A 20401-nucleotide genomic window follows, 5' to 3' on the forward strand; every position below is an offset into this window, starting at 1 on the left:
CGCTCCCTGGCGGGCATGGCGAGCCTCCTCATGTCGCCAGCACGCGCTCGTAGAGCGCGCGCTGGGCGGCAGTGGTGAGTTCGGAGTTGTGCCACAGCAGGGTGAAGGTGCCCTGCACGGCACGGCAGCGGGCCTTGAGGATGGCGAAGCGCTCGAAAGCGGCCTCGCCGGTGCCGAGCCCCAGATAGGAGGGGGCAATCACCGAGGATTCCATGACGACCAGCGGACGGATGCGCAGGTCCAGGGCCTCGCGCCGGACCGGGTCGAAGGCCGGGTAGTCGAAGCAGGTACCGCAGCGGAAGCCCGGCTGCTCGGCGTAGCCCAGGGTGCTGTCGTAGCTCATGCCGGCCTGCGCCCAGCCTTGCAGGGTCAGCGGGGTCTGCCAGCGCAGGTAGTGCATGCGTCCGCCCCATTCGGGTTGCTCGATCCCCTCCTCCGCACATACCCGGCGCAGGCGCGCGGCCTCGTTGACCAGCTCCTTGGGGTTGCGGAAGGTGTGGTAGCTGGGGTGCAGCCCGATCTCGTGGCCGCGGGCGTGGATGCCCCTGAGCAGTTCGCGGATCGCCGGGTGCTCCGGCTCATAGTCGGCGTCCTTGCGCGGGTCGGTACGCCCGCAGATGAAGTAGAAGGCGCTGGTCAGGCCGTGGCGCTCGGAGACATCCATCAGCCAGTCGAAGGTGTTGAGTGGATCGAAGGGGTGCAGGCGACGCCGCGTGGTCAGGCGCACCCAGGGGCCGAGCAGCAATGCCTGGGGACGGTGATGCAGCAGGGTGTCGCCCAGCATCACCCGGAGCAGCTTGACGTCGCGCGCGAAGCCGTAGCGACTCGGACGGTCGACATCGTGGGTGGGTCGCACCCGGAACCGGTGACGCCGCAGGGTCGCGCCGGGCCACTGGCAGCGAATCAACTGGCCGAGCACCGCCAGCCATTCGTCGACCACCGGGCGGTCCAGGTAACCGTGGCGTCCGGCATGGGAGACGCTGGCCGGGAAGCGGCCGTGGCGATCCAGGGTCTCGGCGTCGACCTCCTCCTGGCGGCTCAGCATCCAGTAGGCGAGCCCGAGGATATCGTAGTGGATGACCAGGCCGCCGGGGGCCGGCTCCACCAGCGGCCGTGGCAGGCTGTCCGCCCCCGGTGCCGGCAGCGGCAGGTCGAGGGGCGCGGTGAACCCTTCGGCGGTGGCGTCCCAGTGTCCGTGGGGCAGATCCCCCCCGGGCAGGAAGAAGGCCGGCTGGAGGCGATCGAACAGCAGTTGGCCCGGCGCCCCGTCCAGCGTCATCACCAGCCACTCCGGGCCGTCGCGCTCCAGCCGCAGGGGCAGACCGAAGCGCTCGTCGAGCACCTGCTCCAGCCAGACGAGCAGTGGGTCGGCACCGGCCGCCGCCGTGCCGGGGTCAAGGTCCGCCGCCGAGGCGGCAGGCACGAACGGCGAACGAGGTATCGATGCGGCGCCCAGGCGAGGCGCCGGGCGTGGACCGTGCAGTGCAGTCATGTCGTTCACTTGGATTCCCTCTTCAGCAGGGTACGTGCCGTCACACAGGCTTCCCGGGCCAGCTGGCGCATGCCGCGCTGGCTGATGGCGAAGTGGCAGACCAGCCGTCCGCCCCAGGCTTCCTTCATTTCCGCCACCGGCGGGATGTTGGCACCGATGAAGTCGAACACCGTGCAGCCCTGCGCCTCGAAGAACGCCAGGGCCTCCTCGGCCACCAGGTTGTTGACGCCATCCTTCATGGCCTCGGTCTTCATGCCCGCCGACCAGGCCAGGGCATGCCCGCCGGGGGCATAGAGACAGACCCGGGTACCCATGGGCTCGCCCCGGGCATTGCGGGCCAGGAAGCAGACGAAGTGCTCCGGCCCCATCAACTCGGCGAGATGTTCGAGCTCGGCGGCCTCCAGGCGGTAGTCGAACCCCTTGCGCGACTCGGGTCCCGACAGGCACCCCGCTACCGCGGCATAGTCGTCGCTGACCTCGCAGCGGTAGTCGAGCCGACGACACTTGCGGGCCTTCTTGCGGGCGCTGGGGTCGATGCGCGCCTCGCGCCCGGCGATCTCCAGGTGGTAGGTGAAGCGCGGGCGGGCCGCCATCTGCGCCCACTCGAAGGGGCGTACGTCGTCGGCCACCGGGGAGAGGCTGAGGCTGCCGCCGAGCCCCGTCTCGCGCAGCCGCTCGGCCAGGCGGGTCAGCGCCATCCGCTTGCGGCGATTGATCGAGGCCGGGCGTTCGCTGCTGCACTCGAAGTGGATCGGCAGGTAGGGGTTGCGCGGCGGGGTGACCAGGCGCCCGCGCCGGTTGCGGTAGAGCACCGTGTCGAGCCGCCAGGCATCGCCCCTGTCGGGGGTCAGCGTCACGGGCTCGGCCTCGAGCCCCCACTGCTGCTCGTTGAACTCGATCCACCCGGGGTGGAACAGGGGGTCAACATTCATGCGCCTTCCTTAATCACTCAAGATCCATCCTGGAACCAGCGAATCAGATACTGTCGATCAGCCCTCATTACCGGGTCGTGATACCTCTCTACTGGAACGAAGCCCAGCTTCTCGGCGGACGCCAGAGAGGCCTCGTTATCGAGCGATATGCGGGACGAGATGCCCTTGAAGCCATTCGCTTCGAAGTGGTGAATGGCCATTCTTCTCAGCTCGGATGCCACTCCCCTTCCCGTCATGTCTGGACTGACTCCGATGAAACCTTCATGGATCGTCTCATCGGCAATGTCTCTTCTGTTCACATAGAACATGCTCATGCCCACCACTCGCGCTTGTCCCTGGTACCGGGCAACCGCGATCAGTGTCATCTTGGCGCCGAGCAATCGGCATACGGCCCTTATCACCCAATTGGGCCTTCTTCCACCGTGCAGAGAGGCATAGAGTTTCATCACCTGCCCATACTCACGCGCTTCCATGCCTCTATAGACGAGGTTCTCTCTCACCCTGCCGCCCATTCCAGAAACCTTGCGACCCACCACAAGGTTTCTCAGCACCACCTTGATCCCGCCACAAGCGGCATGCAGCCTCCTTAAATGCCTCATCAAGATGTCCTCTCTTCATGCCGACTGACGATCAAGGCCCGCCCCCCCTGTCCTGCCGGACTCGCCACCATGTCCACCCGGCCGCCAGCGGCGTCACGACTGCGATGAACCAGATCAGGTCCATGGCTCCCTGGTGGTACAGGACGATCAGCGGCAAGGTGATGGCGGTGAACATCAGCAGGTTGACGAGCTCGTAGCCCATGCTCCTGGCGAATGAAACCCCTGCCTTGCTGAAGAACCATGCCTGCTGAAGGAGATAGACAAGGGCGCTGACCAGGGAGAAGACGAGGACGGCCATGTCTGCATCGGCGTCGGCCATGAACAGGACGAACAGCAGGCCGAAACGGGCAACGAGCATGAGCAGTTGGGCCAGCATGGCATCTCGCTGCAGCTCCAGTACGCTGGCCAACATGGACAAGGGGGACCACTGGAACTGGATGTAGATCCACGGCAGCATCCACTGGGCATAGACGCCGGCCTTCCGCCACTGCTCGCCGAAGATCATCGCGAAGAGATCCGGCCCGACGACCATGAGACATACGAGGGGAGGAATCCCCAGAATGGCGAGTTTCCTGTGCAGGGACTCGACCAGCAACGGGAGCTCGTTCCGTCTTCTGGCCTCGGGGGCATGGGCCAGGAAGACGCTGCCGATGGCATGGCCTACCAGGCTGACCGGCATGGTCAGGATGCGCAGTGTCAACCCATAGAGACCCGCTACCGTGGCACCGTAGAGGGCAACGAAGACAATGGGCGCCAGTTGCAGGCTGCCGGTATTGAACAATCCGGTCCAGGTCGAGTAGAGCGGAAAGTTGCTGTACCGGCGGGCCTGGCGTGCCACGCCCGCCACGGAGCAGCGCCGGAATTCCGGCCGCCTGACGGCTGACAACGCAAGCCCGGAAGCCCCTATTCCCTGCCCCGTGGCCTGACCTCCCAGCAGGGCGACCGGCCCGAGCGGGGAAGCCCCGACCTGTAATCCCAGCATGCCCAGCGCCTGCCAGATCCGTGTACGAGCCACCTCGGCAAAACGCTTCGTGCGCACCGCCCATTTGTTGAAGACCTGATAGGTCCCGACGAACAGCACCCCAACGGGGATCAACCACATGTACTCCGCAAGCTCAGGGGCTCCCAGAGTGGATGCGATTGCCTCCGACCAGAACAGGACCCCGAGCAGGGCAAATCCCGCGGTCAGCAACACGCAGAGCAGGCCCAACAGCACCAGGTTGGCAGCATCCTGGTCATCTTCGGGAAGTGGGATGGCCAACTCGTAACGCCCGGCCGCCACCACCGTGAACAACGCCAGAAAGGCGGTGAAAACGGCCAGCAGGCCGAAGTCCTCCGGGGCATAGAGCCGAGTCAACAGAGGAGCGGCCAGCACGGCCAGCAACTGCGCCCCTGCCGTGCCCCCCACCAGCACGCTCACCCCGCGGGCGAAGGCATGGGTGGGCAGCAGGCGTCGGGCCGGGGCGGCAAGACGGTTCAGCACGCGACGGCTCCCTGTGCTCCGGTCATCACAGCAGCGCCTCCTGGAGCGCCGTGACGATACGCTGCTGGTCGTCGGCACCCAGGTAGGGGTGCATCGGCAGGCTGACCACCCGGCGGGAGGCCGCATTGCCCACCGGCAGCTCGGCACAGGGGTCGGCCACCGCCGGCTGCTGGTTGAGCGGGATCGGATAGTGCACCGCCGTGGGGATACCGGCCTCGGAGAGGCGAGCCAGCACCAGTTCGCGATCCTCCACCTCCACGGTGTACTGGGCGTAGGCACTGGTATTGTGGGGCTCTATGCGGGGCGTCTCGAGCCCCGCCGCGCCGAACAGTCGTCCGTAGCAGTGGGCGACCTTCTCGCGCAGCAGCAGCTCCTCGTCGAGGATCTCCAGCTTGGGCAGCAGGATGGCCGCCTGCAGGGTGTCGAGCCGGCTGTTGATGCCGACGCGCACATGGTGATAACGACGATCCTGGCCATGACGGGCGATCTGCCGCAGCGCCACCGCCAGGTCGTCGTCGTCGGTGAACAGCGCCCCGCCGTCGCCGTAGCAGCCCAGGGGCTTGCTGGGGAAGAAGGAGGTGGTGGCGATGGTCGAGAGGCTGCCCGAACGACGGCCCCGGTAGGTGGCGCCGAAGCTCTGGGCCGCGTCCTCGATCACCGGGATGCCGTGCCGCGCGGCGATGGCATTGATGGCATCCATGTCGGCGCACTGGCCGTAGAGCGAGACCGGGATGATCGCCCGGGTGCGCGGGGTGATCGCCGCCTCCAGCCTTGCCGGGTCGAGCAGGTAGGTACGCGGATCGATGTCCACGTAGACCGGCCGCGCGCCCAGCAGGGCCACGGTCTCGGCGGTGGCGATGTAGGTGAAGCCGGGCGTGATCACCTCGTCACCCGGGCCGATGCCGAGCGCCATCTGGGCGATCTGCAGGGCATCGGTGCCATTGGCGCAGCTGATGCAGTGGCGCACGCCGACGTAGGCGGCCAGACGCGCCTCCAACTCTTCCACTTCCGGCCCGAGGATGTACTTGCCGTGCTCCAGCACCTGGCGGATGCCGTCGTTGATGCGGTCGCGGATCCGCAGCTGCTGGGCCTTGAGGTCGATGAAATCCATGCGTGTCGCTTCCCTTGGGTTCGGCTCAGGCCGGGTGGCAGGTGACGCAGCGGCCGGCCAGGCGGTAACGGTCACCGGTATGCGGGCAGGTCGCCTCCCCCTCGCCTTCCAGCGGCAGGTCCAGGCGCTCGCCGTGGCGGCTCATCCAGCCAATCTGGCGCCCGGGCACCCCCACCACCAGGGCGAAGTCCGGCACGTCGCGGCTGATCACGGCCCCGGCGCCGACGAAGGCAAAGCGGCCGATGGTCACTCCGCAGACGATAGTGCAGTTGGCCCCGAGGGTGGCGCCTTCGCGCACCCGGGTGTCGCGGAACTCGTCCTTGCGCTCGACCAGCGCGCGCGGGTTGTGGACGTTGGTGAACACCATGCTCGGACCGCAGAACACCCCCGCTTCCAGGGTCACGTTGTCGTAGACCGAGACGTTGTTCTGCACCCGGCAGCGATCCCCGATCGCCACCCGGTTGCCGACGAAGACGTTCTGGCCGAGCGAGACCCCGCGGCCGATGCGTGCCCCGCTGCAGACGTGGACGAAGTGCCAGACCCGGGAGCCGGCGCCGATCTCGGCGCCCTCGTCGACGATGGCGCTGGGATGTATCTGTAGCTGTGTTGCCTGCCTGTCCATGTCCGACCTCACAACGCGAAGCGATTGAGGCAGGGATGGGCCTCACCGGGAGACGGCACCTCGGGAGTGGCGTTGCGGATGAAGTCCACCGTCTCGATGCAGTGGCGTACGTCATCCAGGCCGTAACCGCGGCCGGCGAGGATCTCCCGATAGCTCACCGTGTGCAGGTCGGTGAAGCCGCCGGAGAACTCGATCTCGCGTCCCTCGCAGAGGATCGAGCGGTAGGTGGCCTGCTGGCCCTGGACGCTCGAGGGCAGGTCATCGGCATCGATGGAGAGGAACCAGCGCACCCGTGCCTTCTGGTACTCCAGGTAACCGGCGGCCTTCTGTTCGCCGCTGTAGTGGAGGACGTTGCGCTCCAGGTCGCCGAACACGAAGTGCAGCATGTCGAAGAAGTGCACCCCGATATTGGTGGCCACCCCCAGCGATCGACGGGGATCCCCCTTCCAGCTCGCCAGGTACCACTTGCCGCGGGAGGTGATGTAGGTCAGTTCAACGTCGTACTTGTCGCTGCGGGGCGTCTCGGCTACCCGCTGCTTGAGCGCGATGATGGCCGGGTGATGGCGCAGTTGCAGGATGTTGTAGACCCGCTTGCCGGTCTCCTGCTCGACGCGCTCGAGCTCGTCGAGCAGCGCCGGCGTGGGCACCAGCGGCTTCTCGCAGATCACGTCGCAGCCCAGGCGCAGGCCGGCGGTGATATGGGCGTGGTGCAGGTGATTGGGCGAGCAGACCGATATGTAGTCCAGCGCGGTGTAGGGGTCGCGCCGGCGCTGCCAGGCGTGCTCCTGGAAACACTCGAACTCGGTGAAGAACTCGCTGTCCGGCGAGATGGAGTCGATGATCCCCACCGAGTCGTTGATGTCGTAGGCCACCGCCAGATGGTTGCCGGTCTCCTTGATGGCCTTCATGTGGCGCGGGGCGATATAACCGGCGGCGCCGATCAGTGCGAAGTATTTCATGGCGTGTTCCTTGTGCTCATGGGCGGTTACGGGTCGTCGAGTGGAGGCTCAGGCCTTGATCACCTTGTCGACGCCATCGCCGCGATAGATGCCGCGGGTGTCGACGATCAATCGGGCGTGGGCGCGGATCATCTCGTAGTCGAAGCGGTCATGGTCGGTGGCCAGCACCACGGCGTCGTACTCGCCCAGGGTGGCGGGGCTGAGCGGCACGCTCTCCAGGTCGAAGTGGTGCTCGCGCATGGTCGGGAAGGCCGGCACATGGGGGTCGCTGTAGGCCACCTCGGCGCCGCGATCACGCACCAGCTCCATGATCTGCACCGAGGGCGATTCGCGCATGTCATCGACGTTCTTCTTGTAGGCGATGCCCAGCACCAGCACCCGGCTGCCCTTGAGCGCGCGCCCCTGCTGGTTGAGCCCCTCCATCAGCTTGCCGACCACGTACTCCGGCATGCCCTGGTTGATCTCGCCGGAGAGCTCGATGAAGCGGGTGTGAAGGCCGTACTCGCGGGCCTTCCAGGTCAGGTAGAAGGGATCGATGGGGATGCAGTGCCCGCCCAGCCCCGGACCGGGATAGTAGGGGGTGAAGCCGAAGGGCTTGGTGGCGGCGGCGTCCACCACCTCGAAGATGTCGATGCCCATGCGGTCGGCGACCACCTTCATCTCGTTGACCAGGCCGATGTTCACCGCCCGATGAATGTTCTCCAGCAGCTTGGTCATCTCGGCCGCCCTGGTCGAGCTCAGCGGCACCACCCGGTCGATGGCCGGCCGATACAGCGCCACGCCCACCTCGCGGCAGGCCGGGGTGTGGCCACCCACCACCTTGGGAATGGTGCGGGTCTCGAAGTCGGGGTTGCCCGGATCCTCGCGTTCCGGCGAATAGACCAGGAACAGCTCACGGCCGACCGCCAGGCCGCCCTCCTCGACCCGTGGCAACAGCTCCTCCTCGGTGGTGCCAGGGTAGGTGGTGCTCTCCAGCGAGATCACCTGCCCTTCGCGCAGGTGGCCCTTGAGGGCGTCCACGGTATCGATCACGAAGCTCATGTCGGGCTCGCGATACTTGTTCAGCGGAGTCGGCACGCAGAGGATCACGGCATCGGCCTCGGCGACACGGGCGAAGTCGGTGGTCGCCTCGAAGCCGGCGTCGCGGGCCCTGGCGACTCGCTCGCCGGGGATGTGCTCGATGTAGCTGCCCCCGGCGTTGAGCCGCTCGACCTTGGACGGGTCGATGTCGATGCCCAGCACCCGATAGCCGATGTCGCTGTAGCGCAGCATCAACGGCAGGCCCACGTAGCCGAGCCCGACGATCCCGATCACGGCATCCTTGCGCTCCAGCCGGTCAATCACTCGATCTTTGATGGTGGTCATGACGCTTCCATGGTGTGGTGTGAGGGGTTGAGGAACGCCCCCGCCAACGCGGGAGCGGCACGGCAATCGGCCAGGCTCCTAGCCGCCGCTGGTCTTGTAGGCATAGTGGTAGTAGCCATAGCCGTAGCTGGTGGCGGCCTTGCGCTCGATGGCGTTGAGGATGCCGCCCTTGACCTCGACCCCGCTGCCCTCGAGGCGGCGGACCGCCACGTCGATCTCCCGTGGCGGATTGAGGCCGAAGCGCGCGACCAGCAGGGTGGTGCCGCTCTGGCGGCCGACCACGGCGGCATCGGTCACCGCCAGGACCGGCGGCGTGTCGATGACCACCAGGTCGTAGCGCTCACTGAGCACCTCGAGCAGGCGGCTGAAACGATCGCTCATCAGCAGCTCCGCCGGATTGGGCGGTGCCTTGCCGCGGGCCACGTAGCTCAGGCCATTGATCGGCGACCGACGGATCACCTCATCGAGCCCGCACTTGCCGGCCAGCACCTCGGAGAGCCCGCCCTCGCTCGCGGCGTTGAAGGCGCTGTGCACGTGCCCCTTGCGCATGTCGGCATCCAGCACCAGCACGCGCTGGCCGCCCTGGGCGATGACGGCCCCGAGATTGACGCTGATGAAGCTCTTGCCGATGTTCGGGCTGGGGCCGGTGATCATCAGCCGGTTGTTCGGCGCCTCGAGCATGGCGAAATGCAGGCTGGTGCGCAGGCCCCGCAGTGCCTCGACCGCGGTGTCGTCGGGAGCGTTCTGGGCCAGCACGCCGCAGGCCACCTCGCGGCCACGCTTCTGGTGCCGACGCTTGAAGCGGCGCACCAGCTTCTGCTGGTCCTCGGAGAGCGGCACGGTGGCGTAGACCGGCAGCCCCAGCTCCTCGATCTGATCGGCGCCCTCCACTCCCCGGTTGAAGATGCTGCGCACCAGCACGAAGGCCACCGACAGGAAGCCACCGATCAGGGTGAAGAGCGCCACCGTGACCGGCTTGCGTGGTGCCACCGGCCCCGGCTGGGCCACGGCGTCGTCGAGGATGCGTACATTGCCCACGGTACTGGCCTTGGTGATGCTCATCTCCTGAATCTTGTTGAGCAACTGGACGTAGACCTGCTGGGTCACCTCCACGTCCCGGGACATGCGCAGGATCTGCTGCTGGGTCTCGGGCAACTCGTGGATCTGCTCATCGAGCCGGTCGCGGCTCCGTTCCAGGTTCTCGCGCTTCTCCATCAAGGCCGCATAGGTCGGGTGCGAATCGTTGTAGCGTCGGCGGATCTCCGCCTGCTCCATCTCCAGCTCGCTGAGCTGTGCCTCCAGTTCGACCAGCTGGTTGAGCACCGACTGGGTCTCCAACGACAGATCGACACTGTCGTGATCCATGCGATAGGCGTTGAGGGCATCCTCGGCGGAGGCAAGCTCACTGCGTACCTGGGGCACCTGTTCCTCGAGGAACTCGAGGCTCCGTTCGGCCTCGGCACTCTGGCGGTCTACATTCTGGGTCAGATAGATCTGACCGATCGCGCTCAGGGTGCGCCGGGCACGTTCGGGGTCCTCGTCGGTCAGGGTCATGTTGAAGACCCCGCTGTCGCGGCCCCGCTGGCCGACGCTGAAGCGCGAGCGCAGGTCATTGATCGCCGCCAGGCGGGTACGCCTGACGAGGGTGAACTCGGCGCCTTCCCCGGCCTCCAGCTCGGCCACGCGCAACTCCACCCCGCCATCGAGAAAAGTCTCGTTCTCGCCCACGCGCCCCTCGCCGAGCAGGTCGTCATCGTGATAGAGGCGATAGTGGCCCGGTTCGGCGGCCACCAGGCGGAAGGCCGTGCCGAGCCACTCGGGGTCGACCTCGAGCTTGCCGATGTTGAGATACTCGCCGGCCCAGACGCTGCGCTCGGCAAAGCCAGGGCGCCCCATGCCCCGCCGCACCAGGAAGTCGCCGACCATGGCCAGCCGGGCCGGGATCACCACGATGTCGAGCCGCTGCTGATCCACCGCCTTGCCCAGCACCATGCGCGAGCGCAGGATCTCCAGCTCGGCTTCCACCTTGGGCTCCTCGCCGAGGATGGAACGCACCTCGGCCAGGGGGTTGCTGAGCCCGGTCTTGCCCTCCACCTGCACGAGGGCATCGGCACGAAAGATCGGCGTGGTCAGTTGCACATGGACGATGGCCGCCAGCGCGAACAGGGCAGTGACGGTGACGATCAGCCACTTGCCGTCCAGCAGCACCCCGAACAGTCGCCCCAGATCGATATCGTCGTAAGCAGGGCGTGAGCCCGTCTTGATGTCTTTCGCCATGGAAAAGTCCTGAACAGATGGGTCGATGACGTCGCCTCGGCTCCGGTCACTCCCTGAAGGTATCGAGCTCACGCCCCACGCGCGTGGTCTGGTAGAGGCTGCTGACGGTAGGCAGCAGTTGGCGGATCACGCGGTTCCAGCGACCCAGCGGCGTGGTGGTGACATAGATCACATCGGTGGGCTCCAGCTCGAATTCGGTGCCGAGCATCAAGGCCGTGGCATTGCGGGCATCGAGCTGATAGACGGTGGCCAGCTTGTCGCCTTCCGGTGAGGCGCGACGGATGACGAAGATTCCGGAGGCGTTGGCGTTGCCCTCGTTGATGCCGCCGGCTTCCGACAGGGCATCGGTCAGGGTCAGGCGACTGCTCCCCATCGGCAGGCTCTGGGCGTCGCGTACCTCGCCCATCACGTAGACCTTCTGGTCGGTGTTGTCGCGCACATGCAGCAGGTCGCCGTCGCGCAGCAGGCGATTCCGGGACAGCTCGCCGTTGTTGAGCATGTCGTGCAGCGAGAGCCGGATCTCCTCGCCCTCCCGGGTCAGGATCACCTCGTGCCAGTTGGCCTCCTCGGTGGGCCCGCCGGCCAGGTTGATCGCATCCAGTACCGTCAAGGGCACATTGCGGATCGGCATCGGGCCCGGCTCGGCCACCGCGCCGGTCACGTTGACCTTCTGGGAGTTGAATTCGGCGACCCGCACCTCGACCTGGGGCATCGCCACATAGGGCTCGAGCCGCTGGGCGATGATGTCGCGCACCTCGGCGACGGTCAGGCCAAGGACCTCCAGGCGGCCGACATAGGGATAGAAGATGGTGCCGTCGGTGTGCACGATGTTGCCGGACTCCGCGGCACTGCGCTCGCCGCCCGCCGGGATCGTCAGTTCCGGGTGGTCATAGACGATGATGCTCAGCACATCGCCCTTGCCGATCCGGTAGTCGTAGGCACCGATGTCGCCTCGCAGGGACTCGCTGACTCGACCGATCTCCTCCGGCTCGATGCTGTCACGCCGCAGGGAGCGAACCAGTCCGAAGGTGATGGGCTCGATTTCCACCAGGTCATCGATGGGCGCCGCATCCGTGCGATAGTCGATATGCCCGCCGGGCGCGAAAGCGCAACCCTGCAAGGCGATCAGGCCAGTGGCCAGTACTGCACCGGTCATCATCCGGCGCATCCGATTGGGCGTCATTACGCTTCTCACTCAAGCCGTTATCGTTACCTTCCCTGATGCCGGCGCGGCCCCAACGGCAACGACATCCTTTTCCGTCCTGATGACATTCCCACTTCAGAATAACAACACTTATTAACCATATTATATTTTACGAAACTGGCGCCATTAAACGACGCTAATGTATCCAATTAGCGACGTTTACAGATCGGCATTGTCGCAAAAAAATCACACCGATTTTCCGACGGCAACAGGTGGGCGAAGGCAAGCTTCCAGAGGGAGAAGAAGCAGCACGCACCCGGGCTTCAGGCACGCTACCGCCCCAGAGTCGACAGACCTTCCCTGAAGCCTGAGTCGCCAGGAGACAACTCGCACCAACATGCTGGCATCTCGCCGAATGGCGATGAATGACTGGTCAGGACAGAGTGCGACGAGAGCTTCCAATCCGTGGATGCCATCAGCGAATCGAGGGAAAGGATAATCCTTTTTTAACGCTTGTCATCCCTCAGGTTTTCACTTTTTCAATTAATTACCGTTATTTACATAAATTATAATATAAAAATTAACGGTTTCTTTTTACTCATTAATTCCTCGTGTATTACATCACCATTCTGAGGCGATGCGAGAGCCATGCCTGCAGAAGAGGCACCTGGATGGGGGCTCGAGTCAGGAATAGAGGGCCCCTGTTCACGCCATGCCGGACCACTTCCCATACGGTCCGATCAAGAGCCTACCCGGCCCATCCACAGGAGAACGACATTCATGACCCATATTTCGATACCACTGAGGCGGACCGCGACCATCGCAGGCATTGCCCTGATGGCCCTCTCGCCACTCGCCCTGGCCCAGCAGGCCTCGGGTACCGCCCAGACGAATGCGGCAGGCAGCGCCGATCTCGGTACCGGGGCATCGGTCGGCGCCGGTGCCGCGGCCAGTGCCAACCTGGGCGCAGGCAATGCCCAGACCCCCGGAGCGCCCGGTAACTCGGGCAGCACCCCGGCCCCCGAGGCGGTCGCGAGTGGAGGCGTGACGGCTGGCGGCGGCGCCTCGGGTGACGCCCCGGGCAGTTCCGGCGATGCCATTGCCGGCGCCATCGACAAGGGTGCCGTGGGGATTGGCGTGGTGACCGGTGCAACCGGCACCGGCGGTACAGGAACCGGCACCGGCACCGGCACCCGGTGATGGACCGCGACATGCGATGCCGCAGGCAGCGCGAACAGCACCAGGGCCGCCGCAAGGCGGCCCTGGCGCGTCGTAGCCTGGCACTCACCCTGATCCTGGGGCTCGGTGGCTGTGTCCAGGGCGGTGGCCTGAGCCCCATGGGCGAGTCGCTGGTCACCCCCTGGCGTGCCAGCGATACGGCCGCGCGAGCCGAGGCCCTGCCCTATGCCTCGCTGGCCATGACCAGCGAAGGCAACGACGCCCTGATGGTGATGGCCCACCGCAACGGCGACAACGGCCGGGACACCTACTGGCAGGCCGGCGACCGCGCCACCCTCCACCTGCGCGACGGCCTTCCCATGACCAGCGCCGGCTTCGACGCCACCCTGCTGGGCCAGTGGCGCGAAGGTACCGACGCCGCCGGTCGCTACCGTCTCCACGCGCACTGGCGGGACGATGATGGAGCGGAGCACCGCGCCACGGCCAGCGTCGCCCTGGAGTGCGACGCCCCCGGCCCGGTGGCGCTGCCGTTGACGACCCTCAGCCTCGAACCCTGCACCGAACGCCTCAACTGGCAGACAGGCGAGCAGACCGTCAACCGGCTCTGGCGCGACCCCACCAGCCGGCGCATCTGGGCCGGCGATATCACGGCCTGGCCCGACGGGCAGCGGCTTCGCTGGCAGGTGGCACGCCCCTGGTGGAGCGATGCCGAGGATATCGCCACCGCCCCTCCCGGGCCTTGAGAGGCGCCGGGTCGACCCACCGCCCCCACGAGATACCACCATGCTGGATCAAGGAACTTTCCTTCATCGCTCGTCGATGGGCGTCGGCCGACGACTGGCGCTGGCGTCCCTGCTGCTCGGCCTGACGACGAGCGCCTCCGGCGAGACGCCTCGCCTGTCGGAGCACTGGCTGTCCCGCGGCAGCCAGCCCGACCATCCGGCCTTCGCCTACTATCTGCGCCGGGACCACCTGGAGCCCCACCGTCGCCAGGCATTGCGACTCCGCGAAGAGCTCGTGACCCTGGCCAACCGGATGAAGCTCGACGGCCAGCCGTCGGTGGCCAACGCCCTGACCGACTGGCAGACGTCGGTCGACGCGCTGTACCGGCAAGGTAGCCGCACACCGGCACGTGCCGACCTCACCGCCCTGCTCGCCTCGCCACGCCATGACCCTCGGCTGTCGACCCTGGCCGCTGTCGGCCAGTGCGAGCCGCCCGACTGGGTGGAGCTGTGGACCTTCGGTGGCGTCACGCGTCGCCCCTGGTCCCCCGGCTTGACGCTGCCGCAGGCATTGCGTGATCAGCCTGATGGACACTGGCGAGCCGCCGCCGAGGCCTGGGTCGTCGGCCCCCAGAGCCCGCCCCGGCGGCTGGGAATCGCAGCCTGGAACGCCGAGAGCAGCCCCCTGGTACCCGGCAGCCGGGTCGCCCTGTTGCTTCCCGACGAGAGCCTGGAAGCCGACTGGGTGAACCGCACTCTGCCGGAGTTTCTCGCCACACGCTTGCCAGGTGACGCCTGTGACACCCTCGACCCCACCGATACGGATATCGGCCAGACCCCATGAACGGACTCGAACGACGATACCTCCCGCACTTATCCCCCCTGGTCATGGCCGTCGGCCTGGCCGCTGCCGCGACCGCTCAGGGCGATCTCGGCCGGGGCCAGGGCGACTTCGGGGGCATCGGCCTGATGCAGACCCCTACGGCGCGCATGGCCCCTCTGGGTGACTTCGCCTTCACCTTCTCGCGCACCGCCCCCTATCGCCGCTACAACCTCTTCTTCCAGCCCGCCGCGTGGCTCGAGGCCGGCTTCCGCTATGTGGAAGTCGAGAACCGCCAGTTCCTGGCGGCGACCGAGGATCGCAACAACCTGGACAAGGGCATCGACGTGAAGCTGCGTCTGCGCGAGGAGAGCCGCTACTGGCCTGAACTCGCCGCGGGCGTTCGCGACATGGGCGGTACCGGGCTGTTCGGTGCCGAGTACCTGGTGGCGAGCAAGCGCTGGCACGATATCGATGTCAGCCTGGGGCTCGGCTGGGGCTACCTGGGCAACCAGGACGATTTCGCCAACCCCCTGGCGCGACTCGATGACCGCTTCGAGCGACGCTCGGGGTTCAGCTCGGGTGACGACGGCGGCACCCTCAACCTGGGCAGCCTGTTCAGCGGATCGGCGGCCGTGTTCGGTGGCATCGAGTACCAGACGCCCTGGGACCCACTGGTCCTGCAACTCGAGCTCGAGGGCAACGACTATCAGCGGGAGCCCCAGCGCAACCACCAGGACCAGGACTCCCGTCTCAACTTCGGTGCCCGCTACCGTGTGACCGACGGCATCGAGCTCAGGGCCGGCTGGCAGCGCGGCGATACCGCCATGCTCGGCATCTCGCTCGCCACCAACCTGGCGACCCTCTCCCAGGCCAAGCGTGACCCGCAACCGCTGCCGGTGGGCCCGGCACCCGACGAACATACCCGCGACTGGCAGACGCTGAGCCGCGACCTCGACGGCAATGCCGGCATCGCCGTGCACCGGCTGCGCCAGGACGGCAAGGAGGTGATCGTCGAAGGCGAACCGAGTCGCTATCCATCGCTGGCCGACAGCGAGCAGCGCGCTGCCCGGGTGCTGCACAACCGGTTGGGCAGCGAGGTGGAGACCTTTCGCTTTCGCTGGCAGGAGCGGGGCCTGGCACTGCGCGAGAGCGTGCATGACCGCAATGCCCTGGTGGCGACCGCGACCTCGGCCGACGAGGCCGTGGACCATCGTCACGGCATCTATGCGCACGGCGCCGTGCAACCCGCCGACGGCGAGATACTCCACGAGAATGACCCGCGCCGCTTCAGCTACAGCCTGGGACCGGTGCTCGAGCAGAACTTCGGCGGCCCCGACGGCTATCTCTACCGCGTCTCCGCCGCCCTGGACAGCGAGTATCGCCTGGGTGCCAACAACTGGTTCTCGGGCACCCTGGCCTACACCCTGGCCGACAATCTAGAGAACTACGAGTTCATCGCCGATTCCGACCTGCCGCGGGTGCGCACCCATATCGGTGACTACCTGGCCGAGACTGGCATCGGTATCAGCAACCTGCAGTACAGCCACACCGCCCGTCTCGGTGACGACTGGTATGCCATGGGCTATGGCGGCCTGCTCGAGACCATGTTTGCAGGCGTCGGCGGCGAGGTCCTCTACCGCCCCTTCAACGACGATGTGGCGGTAGGCCTCGACGTCAACTGGGTCAGGCAGCGCGACTTCGACCAGCGCCTCGAGCTGCGTGACTACAGCACCTGGACCGGCCACCTCACCGGCTACTGGCAGAGCGGCTTCGAGGATGTCCTGGCCAAGGTCAGCATCGGGCGCTACCTGGCCGGCGATCTCGGCGTGACCGTCGACCTGTCGCGGAAGTTCGACTCCGGGGTGCAACTGGGGGGCTGGGCCACCTTCACCAATGCCGGCAGCGATTTCGGCGAGGGCAGCTTTGACAAGGGGATCTACCTGTCACTGCCGCTGGATGCCTTCTTCGTGCACTCGACTCGCCAACGTGCCCGGCTTGCCTGGCAGCCGCTCACCCGCGACGGTGGCGCCCGCCTGGCCCGGCGCTTCGAGCTCCATGCGCTGACCGACGAGCGCCGGATGGGGCGCTACTGGCAGGACTACGACGAGGCCCTGCCCTAGGAGCCTGTCGGACTTGACGCTGATCCACTCTGCGAAACCCGGGCGTTCGGCCAATGTCAGATGCGCCAAAGCACCCCTGATGAAAGGACAACGGCCACCTCCGGGAGGTGGCCGTTGTCTTCAGCCTGCGCCAAGAGAGATAACGGTATAAAACCGTCAGCCCCGGTAGTATCCCGGCGCGACGAAGGGCATCTTGCTGACCGTCATCGGCAACCGCTTGCCGCGCACCTCGGCGTAGACGGTGGTCCCCGGGTCGGCGGCCTCGACGGCAACGTAGCCCATGGCCACCGGCCGGCCCACGCTGGGGCCGAAGCCGCCGGAGGTCACCACGCCGAGATGGTGGCCCTCGCCGTCATACAGCTCGGCGCCCTCGCGCACCGGCGCGCGCCCCTCGCCCAGCAGGCCCACGCGCTTGCGGCGATGGTCCCTGACCTCGACCTGGTGCAGGACCAGGCCGGCCCCGGGGAAGCCGCCGGCACGCTCGCCACCGCGACGGCGCGGCTTGCCGATGGCCCAGATCAGTCCCGCCTCCACCGGCGTGGTGGTGGTGTCGATGTCATGCCCATAGAGGCACAGGCCGGCTTCCAGGCGCAGGGAGTCGCGAGCGCCCAGGCCGATGGCCTCGACCTCCTCCTCGGCCAGCAGCCGACGGGCCAGGGCCTCGGCGCCATCGGCGGCCACCGAGATCTCGAAACCGTCCTCGCCGGTATAACCGCTGCGGCTGACCCACACCGGGATGCCGTCGATCTCGAAGCGGCCATGCTGCATGAAGACCAGGTCACAGGCCTCCGGACAGAGCCGCTGCATCACCGCGGCGGCCCTGGGGCCTTGCAGCGCCAGCAGCCCGCGGTCGACCGCCTCGACCTGGTGATCGGTCAGGCCACGACGCAGGTGAGCGATGTCCTGGTCCTTGCAGGCGGCATTGACCACCAGGTAGAGGTGATCGCCGGCGTTGACCACCATCAGGTCGTCGAGGATCCCGCCCTCCTCGCTGGTGAACAGCGCATAGCGCTGCATGCCCTCGGCCAGGCCGACGACGTCCGCCGGTACCAGGGTCTCCAGTGCCTCGGCGGGCGACGGACCACGCAGCAGGACCTGGCCCATGTGGGAGACATCGAACAGGCCACAGGCGGCACGGGTATGCTCGTGCTCCTTCTTGACACCGAGCGGATACTGCACCGGCATCTCGAAACCGGCGAAGGGAACCAGCTTCGCGCCCAGTTCCAGGTGCAGGTCATACAGCGGTGTTCGCTTGAGTTCGCTCATGTGGTTTCCTCATGGGTCATGGAATCGTGGCTCGCAACGACGGGAGGTGCCCCGCAGGGCACCTCCCGGTCACGGGCACCGATCACGGCTTGTCGTGGTCCAGCTCCTCGCCCGGCAGGACCTCCTTGCCGTCGAAGTAGTCACGGGTGAGCTTGAACACCACCGGCGACAGCAGCGCCAGGGCGATCAGGTTGGGAATCGCCATCATGGCGTTGAAGGTGTCGGCCATCAGCCAGATGAAGCCCAGCTGAGCCATGGCGCCCAGCGGAATGGCCAGTACGAACAGCACCCGGTAGAGCATGATGGAGCGGGTACCGAACAGGAACTGGAAGCACTTCTCGCCATAGAAGGACCAGCCGAGGATGGTGGTGAAGGCGAAGACCGCCAGGGCCAGCGACACGATCTGGTTGCCGTAGCCCGGCAACGCTGCATCGAAGGAGAGCGCCGTCAGCGAGGCGCCCGCCTCGCCCCCGATCCACACCGTGGAGGTCAGGATGACCAGGGCGGTGATGGTGCAGACGACGATGGTATCGATGAAGGTGCCGAGCATGGCGATCAGCCCCTGGCGCACCGGGTTCTTGGTCTTGGCCGCGGCATGGGCGATGGGCGCACTGCCCAGGCCGGCCTCGTTGGAGAAGATGCCGCGCGCCACGCCGAAGCGGATCGCCGCCATCACCGCCGCCCCGGCGAAGCCACCGGCCGCCGCCATGGGGTTGAAGGCATAGAAGAAGATCAGCCGGAAGGCCTCGCCGATCTGGCCGGCATTGACGATCAGCACCAGCAGCCCGGCCAGCACGTAGAGAATGCCCATGATCGGCACCAGCTTGCCCGCCACCTTGGCGATACGCTTGATGCCACCGAGGATCACCGCACCGGCCAGCACCATGATGACGACGCCGGTCAGCCAGTGGGGGATGGCGAAGGTCGAGTCGAGGGCATCGGCCACCGAGTTGGACTGCACGGTATTGCCGATGCCGAAGGCCGCCACGGCGCCGAAGAAGGCGAAGGCACCGCCCAGCCAGAGCCATTTCCGGCCCAGGCCGTTCTTGATGTAGAACATCGGTCCGCCGACGTGGTAGCCGGTGCTGTCGGTCTCGCGGTAACGCACGGCCAGCACCGCCTCGGCGAACTTGGTGGCCATGCCCACCAGGGCGGTGATCCACATCCAGAACACCGCCCCCGGCCCCCCCAGGGCAATGGCCGTGGCCACACCGGCGATATTGCCGGTACCGATGGTGGCGGAAAGCGCCGTCATCAGGGCGTTGAAGGGCGAGATTTCCCCCTCTTCTTCCTTGGTCTTCTTTTCGCCCGGCGCCAGCTTGCGATCACGCCCCTGCCACATCAGGCGCAAGCCCATGCCGAGCTTGCGGATCGGCATGAGCTTCAGGCCGATCTGCAGGTAGAGGCCCACCCCGAGCAACAGGATGAGCATCAAGGGGCCCCAGACCACGCTATTGATGGCACCGAAGATACTGTTCAAGGTTTCCACGAGCGTCTCCCTTATCACTTGTTGTCATGGCCTGCCTTGCCGTGCTGCAGACCAACGCGAACAGTCGATCGTCATGCCATCAACGCCCCTGGGCGAATGATCGACAAAACGAACCCGCGTACAATAGCGGATCACCCCATTCTGACACCAGCAATACGGAACGATAGCTTAGACACCTGCCGGCATGCCCCGATGGCCGGTTCCGGCACTCGCGAAGAAACTTGTTTCCTATTGGAAATACGCACTCTACCGCGCCGCTCCCACAACCCGCCACCCTCTCATGCCCGGCGTGGTGCCGAGACCATCAGGCACCACCGTGCGGCTCCAACAAGGGTAGTGAGGTGCGCCAGCATCTGTCGACCTGGCGTGCCGCTTCCGGCCTCCGGAGCCTGGGACCGGGTGTCGCTGGACGTCGCGCGCACGGCAAGCCACCCTGAGGGACGGCATCGCCACGCGGGCGTCGTCTCTGGCAATGCCAAGGGCGGACTCGCCAAATGCCTTCGATGGCGTTAGCATTCGCGAATCCGGTAAACCTTTTTCGTATAGGAAAATGTGATGAGCTCAATTCCCGCCAACCTGCGTTACGCCGAAAGCCATGAATGGGTGCTGGACAACGGCGACGGCACCGTGACCATCGGCATCACCGACCATGCCCAGGAGGCACTGGGCGACGTGGTCTTCGTCGAGCTGCCCGAGGTGGGGCGCGCTCTCGAACACAACGAGGAGTTCGGCGTCATCGAGTCGGTCAAGGCCGCCTCCGACCTCTATGCCCCGGTGGCCGGCGAGATCGTCGAGGTCAACGAGGCCCTCGAGGACGC

General features: G+C 66.5%; 17 protein-coding genes. 5 read left to right on the forward strand and 12 right to left on the reverse strand.

The window, feature by feature from the left end; translation table 11 throughout:
* Positions 1-28 precede the first annotated feature (28 nt).
* From CR157_RS17915 to CR157_RS17960, 10 genes are all read right to left on the reverse strand, one after another.
* Positions 29-1492, reverse strand: a complete 1464-nt coding sequence (locus CR157_RS17915; protein WP_219999974.1) for a polysaccharide deacetylase family protein — start codon at positions 1490-1492, stop codon at positions 29-31.
* A 5-nt stretch (positions 1493-1497) separates the two neighbouring features.
* Positions 1498-2424 carry a GNAT family N-acetyltransferase gene (locus CR157_RS17920; protein WP_110284911.1) on the reverse strand — a complete coding sequence of 309 codons (927 nt, stop codon included), beginning with the start codon at positions 2422-2424 and terminating at the stop codon, positions 1498-1500.
* A gap of 17 nt (positions 2425-2441) precedes the next feature.
* Positions 2442-3023 carry a GNAT family N-acetyltransferase gene (locus tag CR157_RS17925; RefSeq protein WP_110284912.1) on the reverse strand — a complete coding sequence of 194 codons (582 nt, stop codon included), beginning with the start codon at positions 3021-3023 and terminating at the stop codon, positions 2442-2444.
* Between the two features lie 31 nt (positions 3024-3054).
* Complete coding sequence (locus CR157_RS17930) at positions 3055-4506, reverse strand: lipopolysaccharide biosynthesis protein (protein ID WP_181422110.1); 1452 nt, start codon at positions 4504-4506, stop codon at positions 3055-3057.
* A gap of 25 nt (positions 4507-4531) precedes the next feature.
* The gene (locus CR157_RS17935; protein WP_110284914.1) at positions 4532-5617 is read right to left on the reverse strand and encodes a DegT/DnrJ/EryC1/StrS family aminotransferase; all 1086 of its coding nucleotides are present in this window, start codon (positions 5615-5617) and stop codon (positions 4532-4534) included.
* Between the two features lie 25 nt (positions 5618-5642).
* Positions 5643-6239, reverse strand: a complete 597-nt coding sequence (locus CR157_RS17940) for an acyltransferase (RefSeq protein WP_110284915.1) — start codon at positions 6237-6239, stop codon at positions 5643-5645.
* 8 nt (positions 6240-6247) lie between these two features.
* Positions 6248-7198: a Gfo/Idh/MocA family oxidoreductase gene (locus CR157_RS17945; RefSeq protein WP_110284916.1), complete on the reverse strand. Its 951-nt coding sequence runs from the start codon at positions 7196-7198 to the stop codon at positions 6248-6250.
* Between the two features lie 48 nt (positions 7199-7246).
* The gene (locus CR157_RS17950) at positions 7247-8563 is read right to left on the reverse strand and encodes a nucleotide sugar dehydrogenase (RefSeq protein WP_110284917.1); all 1317 of its coding nucleotides are present in this window, start codon (positions 8561-8563) and stop codon (positions 7247-7249) included.
* Between the two features lie 78 nt (positions 8564-8641).
* Entirely contained in the window at positions 8642-10840 is a 2199-nt protein-coding gene (locus CR157_RS17955) for a polysaccharide biosynthesis tyrosine autokinase (RefSeq protein ID WP_110284918.1), read from the reverse strand.
* A 46-nt stretch (positions 10841-10886) separates the two neighbouring features.
* On the reverse strand, positions 10887-11999 hold the full coding sequence (locus CR157_RS17960) for a polysaccharide export protein (protein ID WP_306766789.1): 1113 nt from the start codon (positions 11997-11999) through the stop codon (positions 10887-10889).
* A 765-nt stretch (positions 12000-12764) separates the two neighbouring features.
* On the opposite strand from CR157_RS17960, the gene CR157_RS17965 reads away from it, so the two are divergent.
* From CR157_RS17965 to CR157_RS17980, 4 genes are read left to right on the forward strand one after another with little or no spacing between them, the layout of a single operon-like run.
* Positions 12765-13184: a hypothetical protein gene (locus tag CR157_RS17965; RefSeq protein ID WP_110284919.1), complete on the forward strand. Its 420-nt coding sequence runs from the start codon at positions 12765-12767 to the stop codon at positions 13182-13184.
* An 11-nt stretch (positions 13185-13195) separates the two neighbouring features.
* A complete protein-coding gene (locus CR157_RS17970) occupies positions 13196-13906 on the forward strand; it encodes a YjbF family lipoprotein (RefSeq protein ID WP_181422111.1) in 711 nt (236 codons plus the stop codon).
* A gap of 40 nt (positions 13907-13946) precedes the next feature.
* Positions 13947-14729 (forward strand): hypothetical protein, encoded by a 783-nt coding sequence (locus CR157_RS17975; RefSeq protein WP_146218734.1) that lies wholly within the window; start codon positions 13947-13949, stop codon positions 14727-14729.
* On the forward strand, positions 14726-16828 hold the full coding sequence (locus tag CR157_RS17980) for a YjbH domain-containing protein (RefSeq protein WP_110284922.1): 2103 nt from the start codon (positions 14726-14728) through the stop codon (positions 16826-16828). Before CR157_RS17975 ends, CR157_RS17980 begins: the two co-directional genes overlap by 4 nt.
* Positions 16829-16984: 156 nt before the next feature.
* Here the strand turns inward: CR157_RS17980 and gcvT are convergent, their stop codons facing one another.
* Entirely contained in the window at positions 16985-18094 is a 1110-nt protein-coding gene (gcvT, locus tag CR157_RS17985) for a glycine cleavage system aminomethyltransferase GcvT (protein ID WP_110284923.1), read from the reverse strand.
* An 82-nt stretch (positions 18095-18176) separates the two neighbouring features.
* The gene (locus tag CR157_RS17990) at positions 18177-19583 is read right to left on the reverse strand and encodes an alanine/glycine:cation symporter family protein (RefSeq protein ID WP_110284924.1); all 1407 of its coding nucleotides are present in this window, start codon (positions 19581-19583) and stop codon (positions 18177-18179) included.
* Between the two features lie 555 nt (positions 19584-20138).
* On the opposite strand from CR157_RS17990, the gene gcvH reads away from it, so the two are divergent.
* Positions 20139-20401: glycine cleavage system protein GcvH (gcvH, locus tag CR157_RS17995; RefSeq protein ID WP_110285017.1), on the forward strand; the 263-nt coding region annotated here is incomplete at its 3' end.

It is taken from the genome of Halomonas sp. LBP4, from assembly GCF_003202205.1.
GTDB classification, from domain to species: Bacteria; Pseudomonadota; Gammaproteobacteria; order Pseudomonadales; family Halomonadaceae; genus Halomonas; species Halomonas flagellata.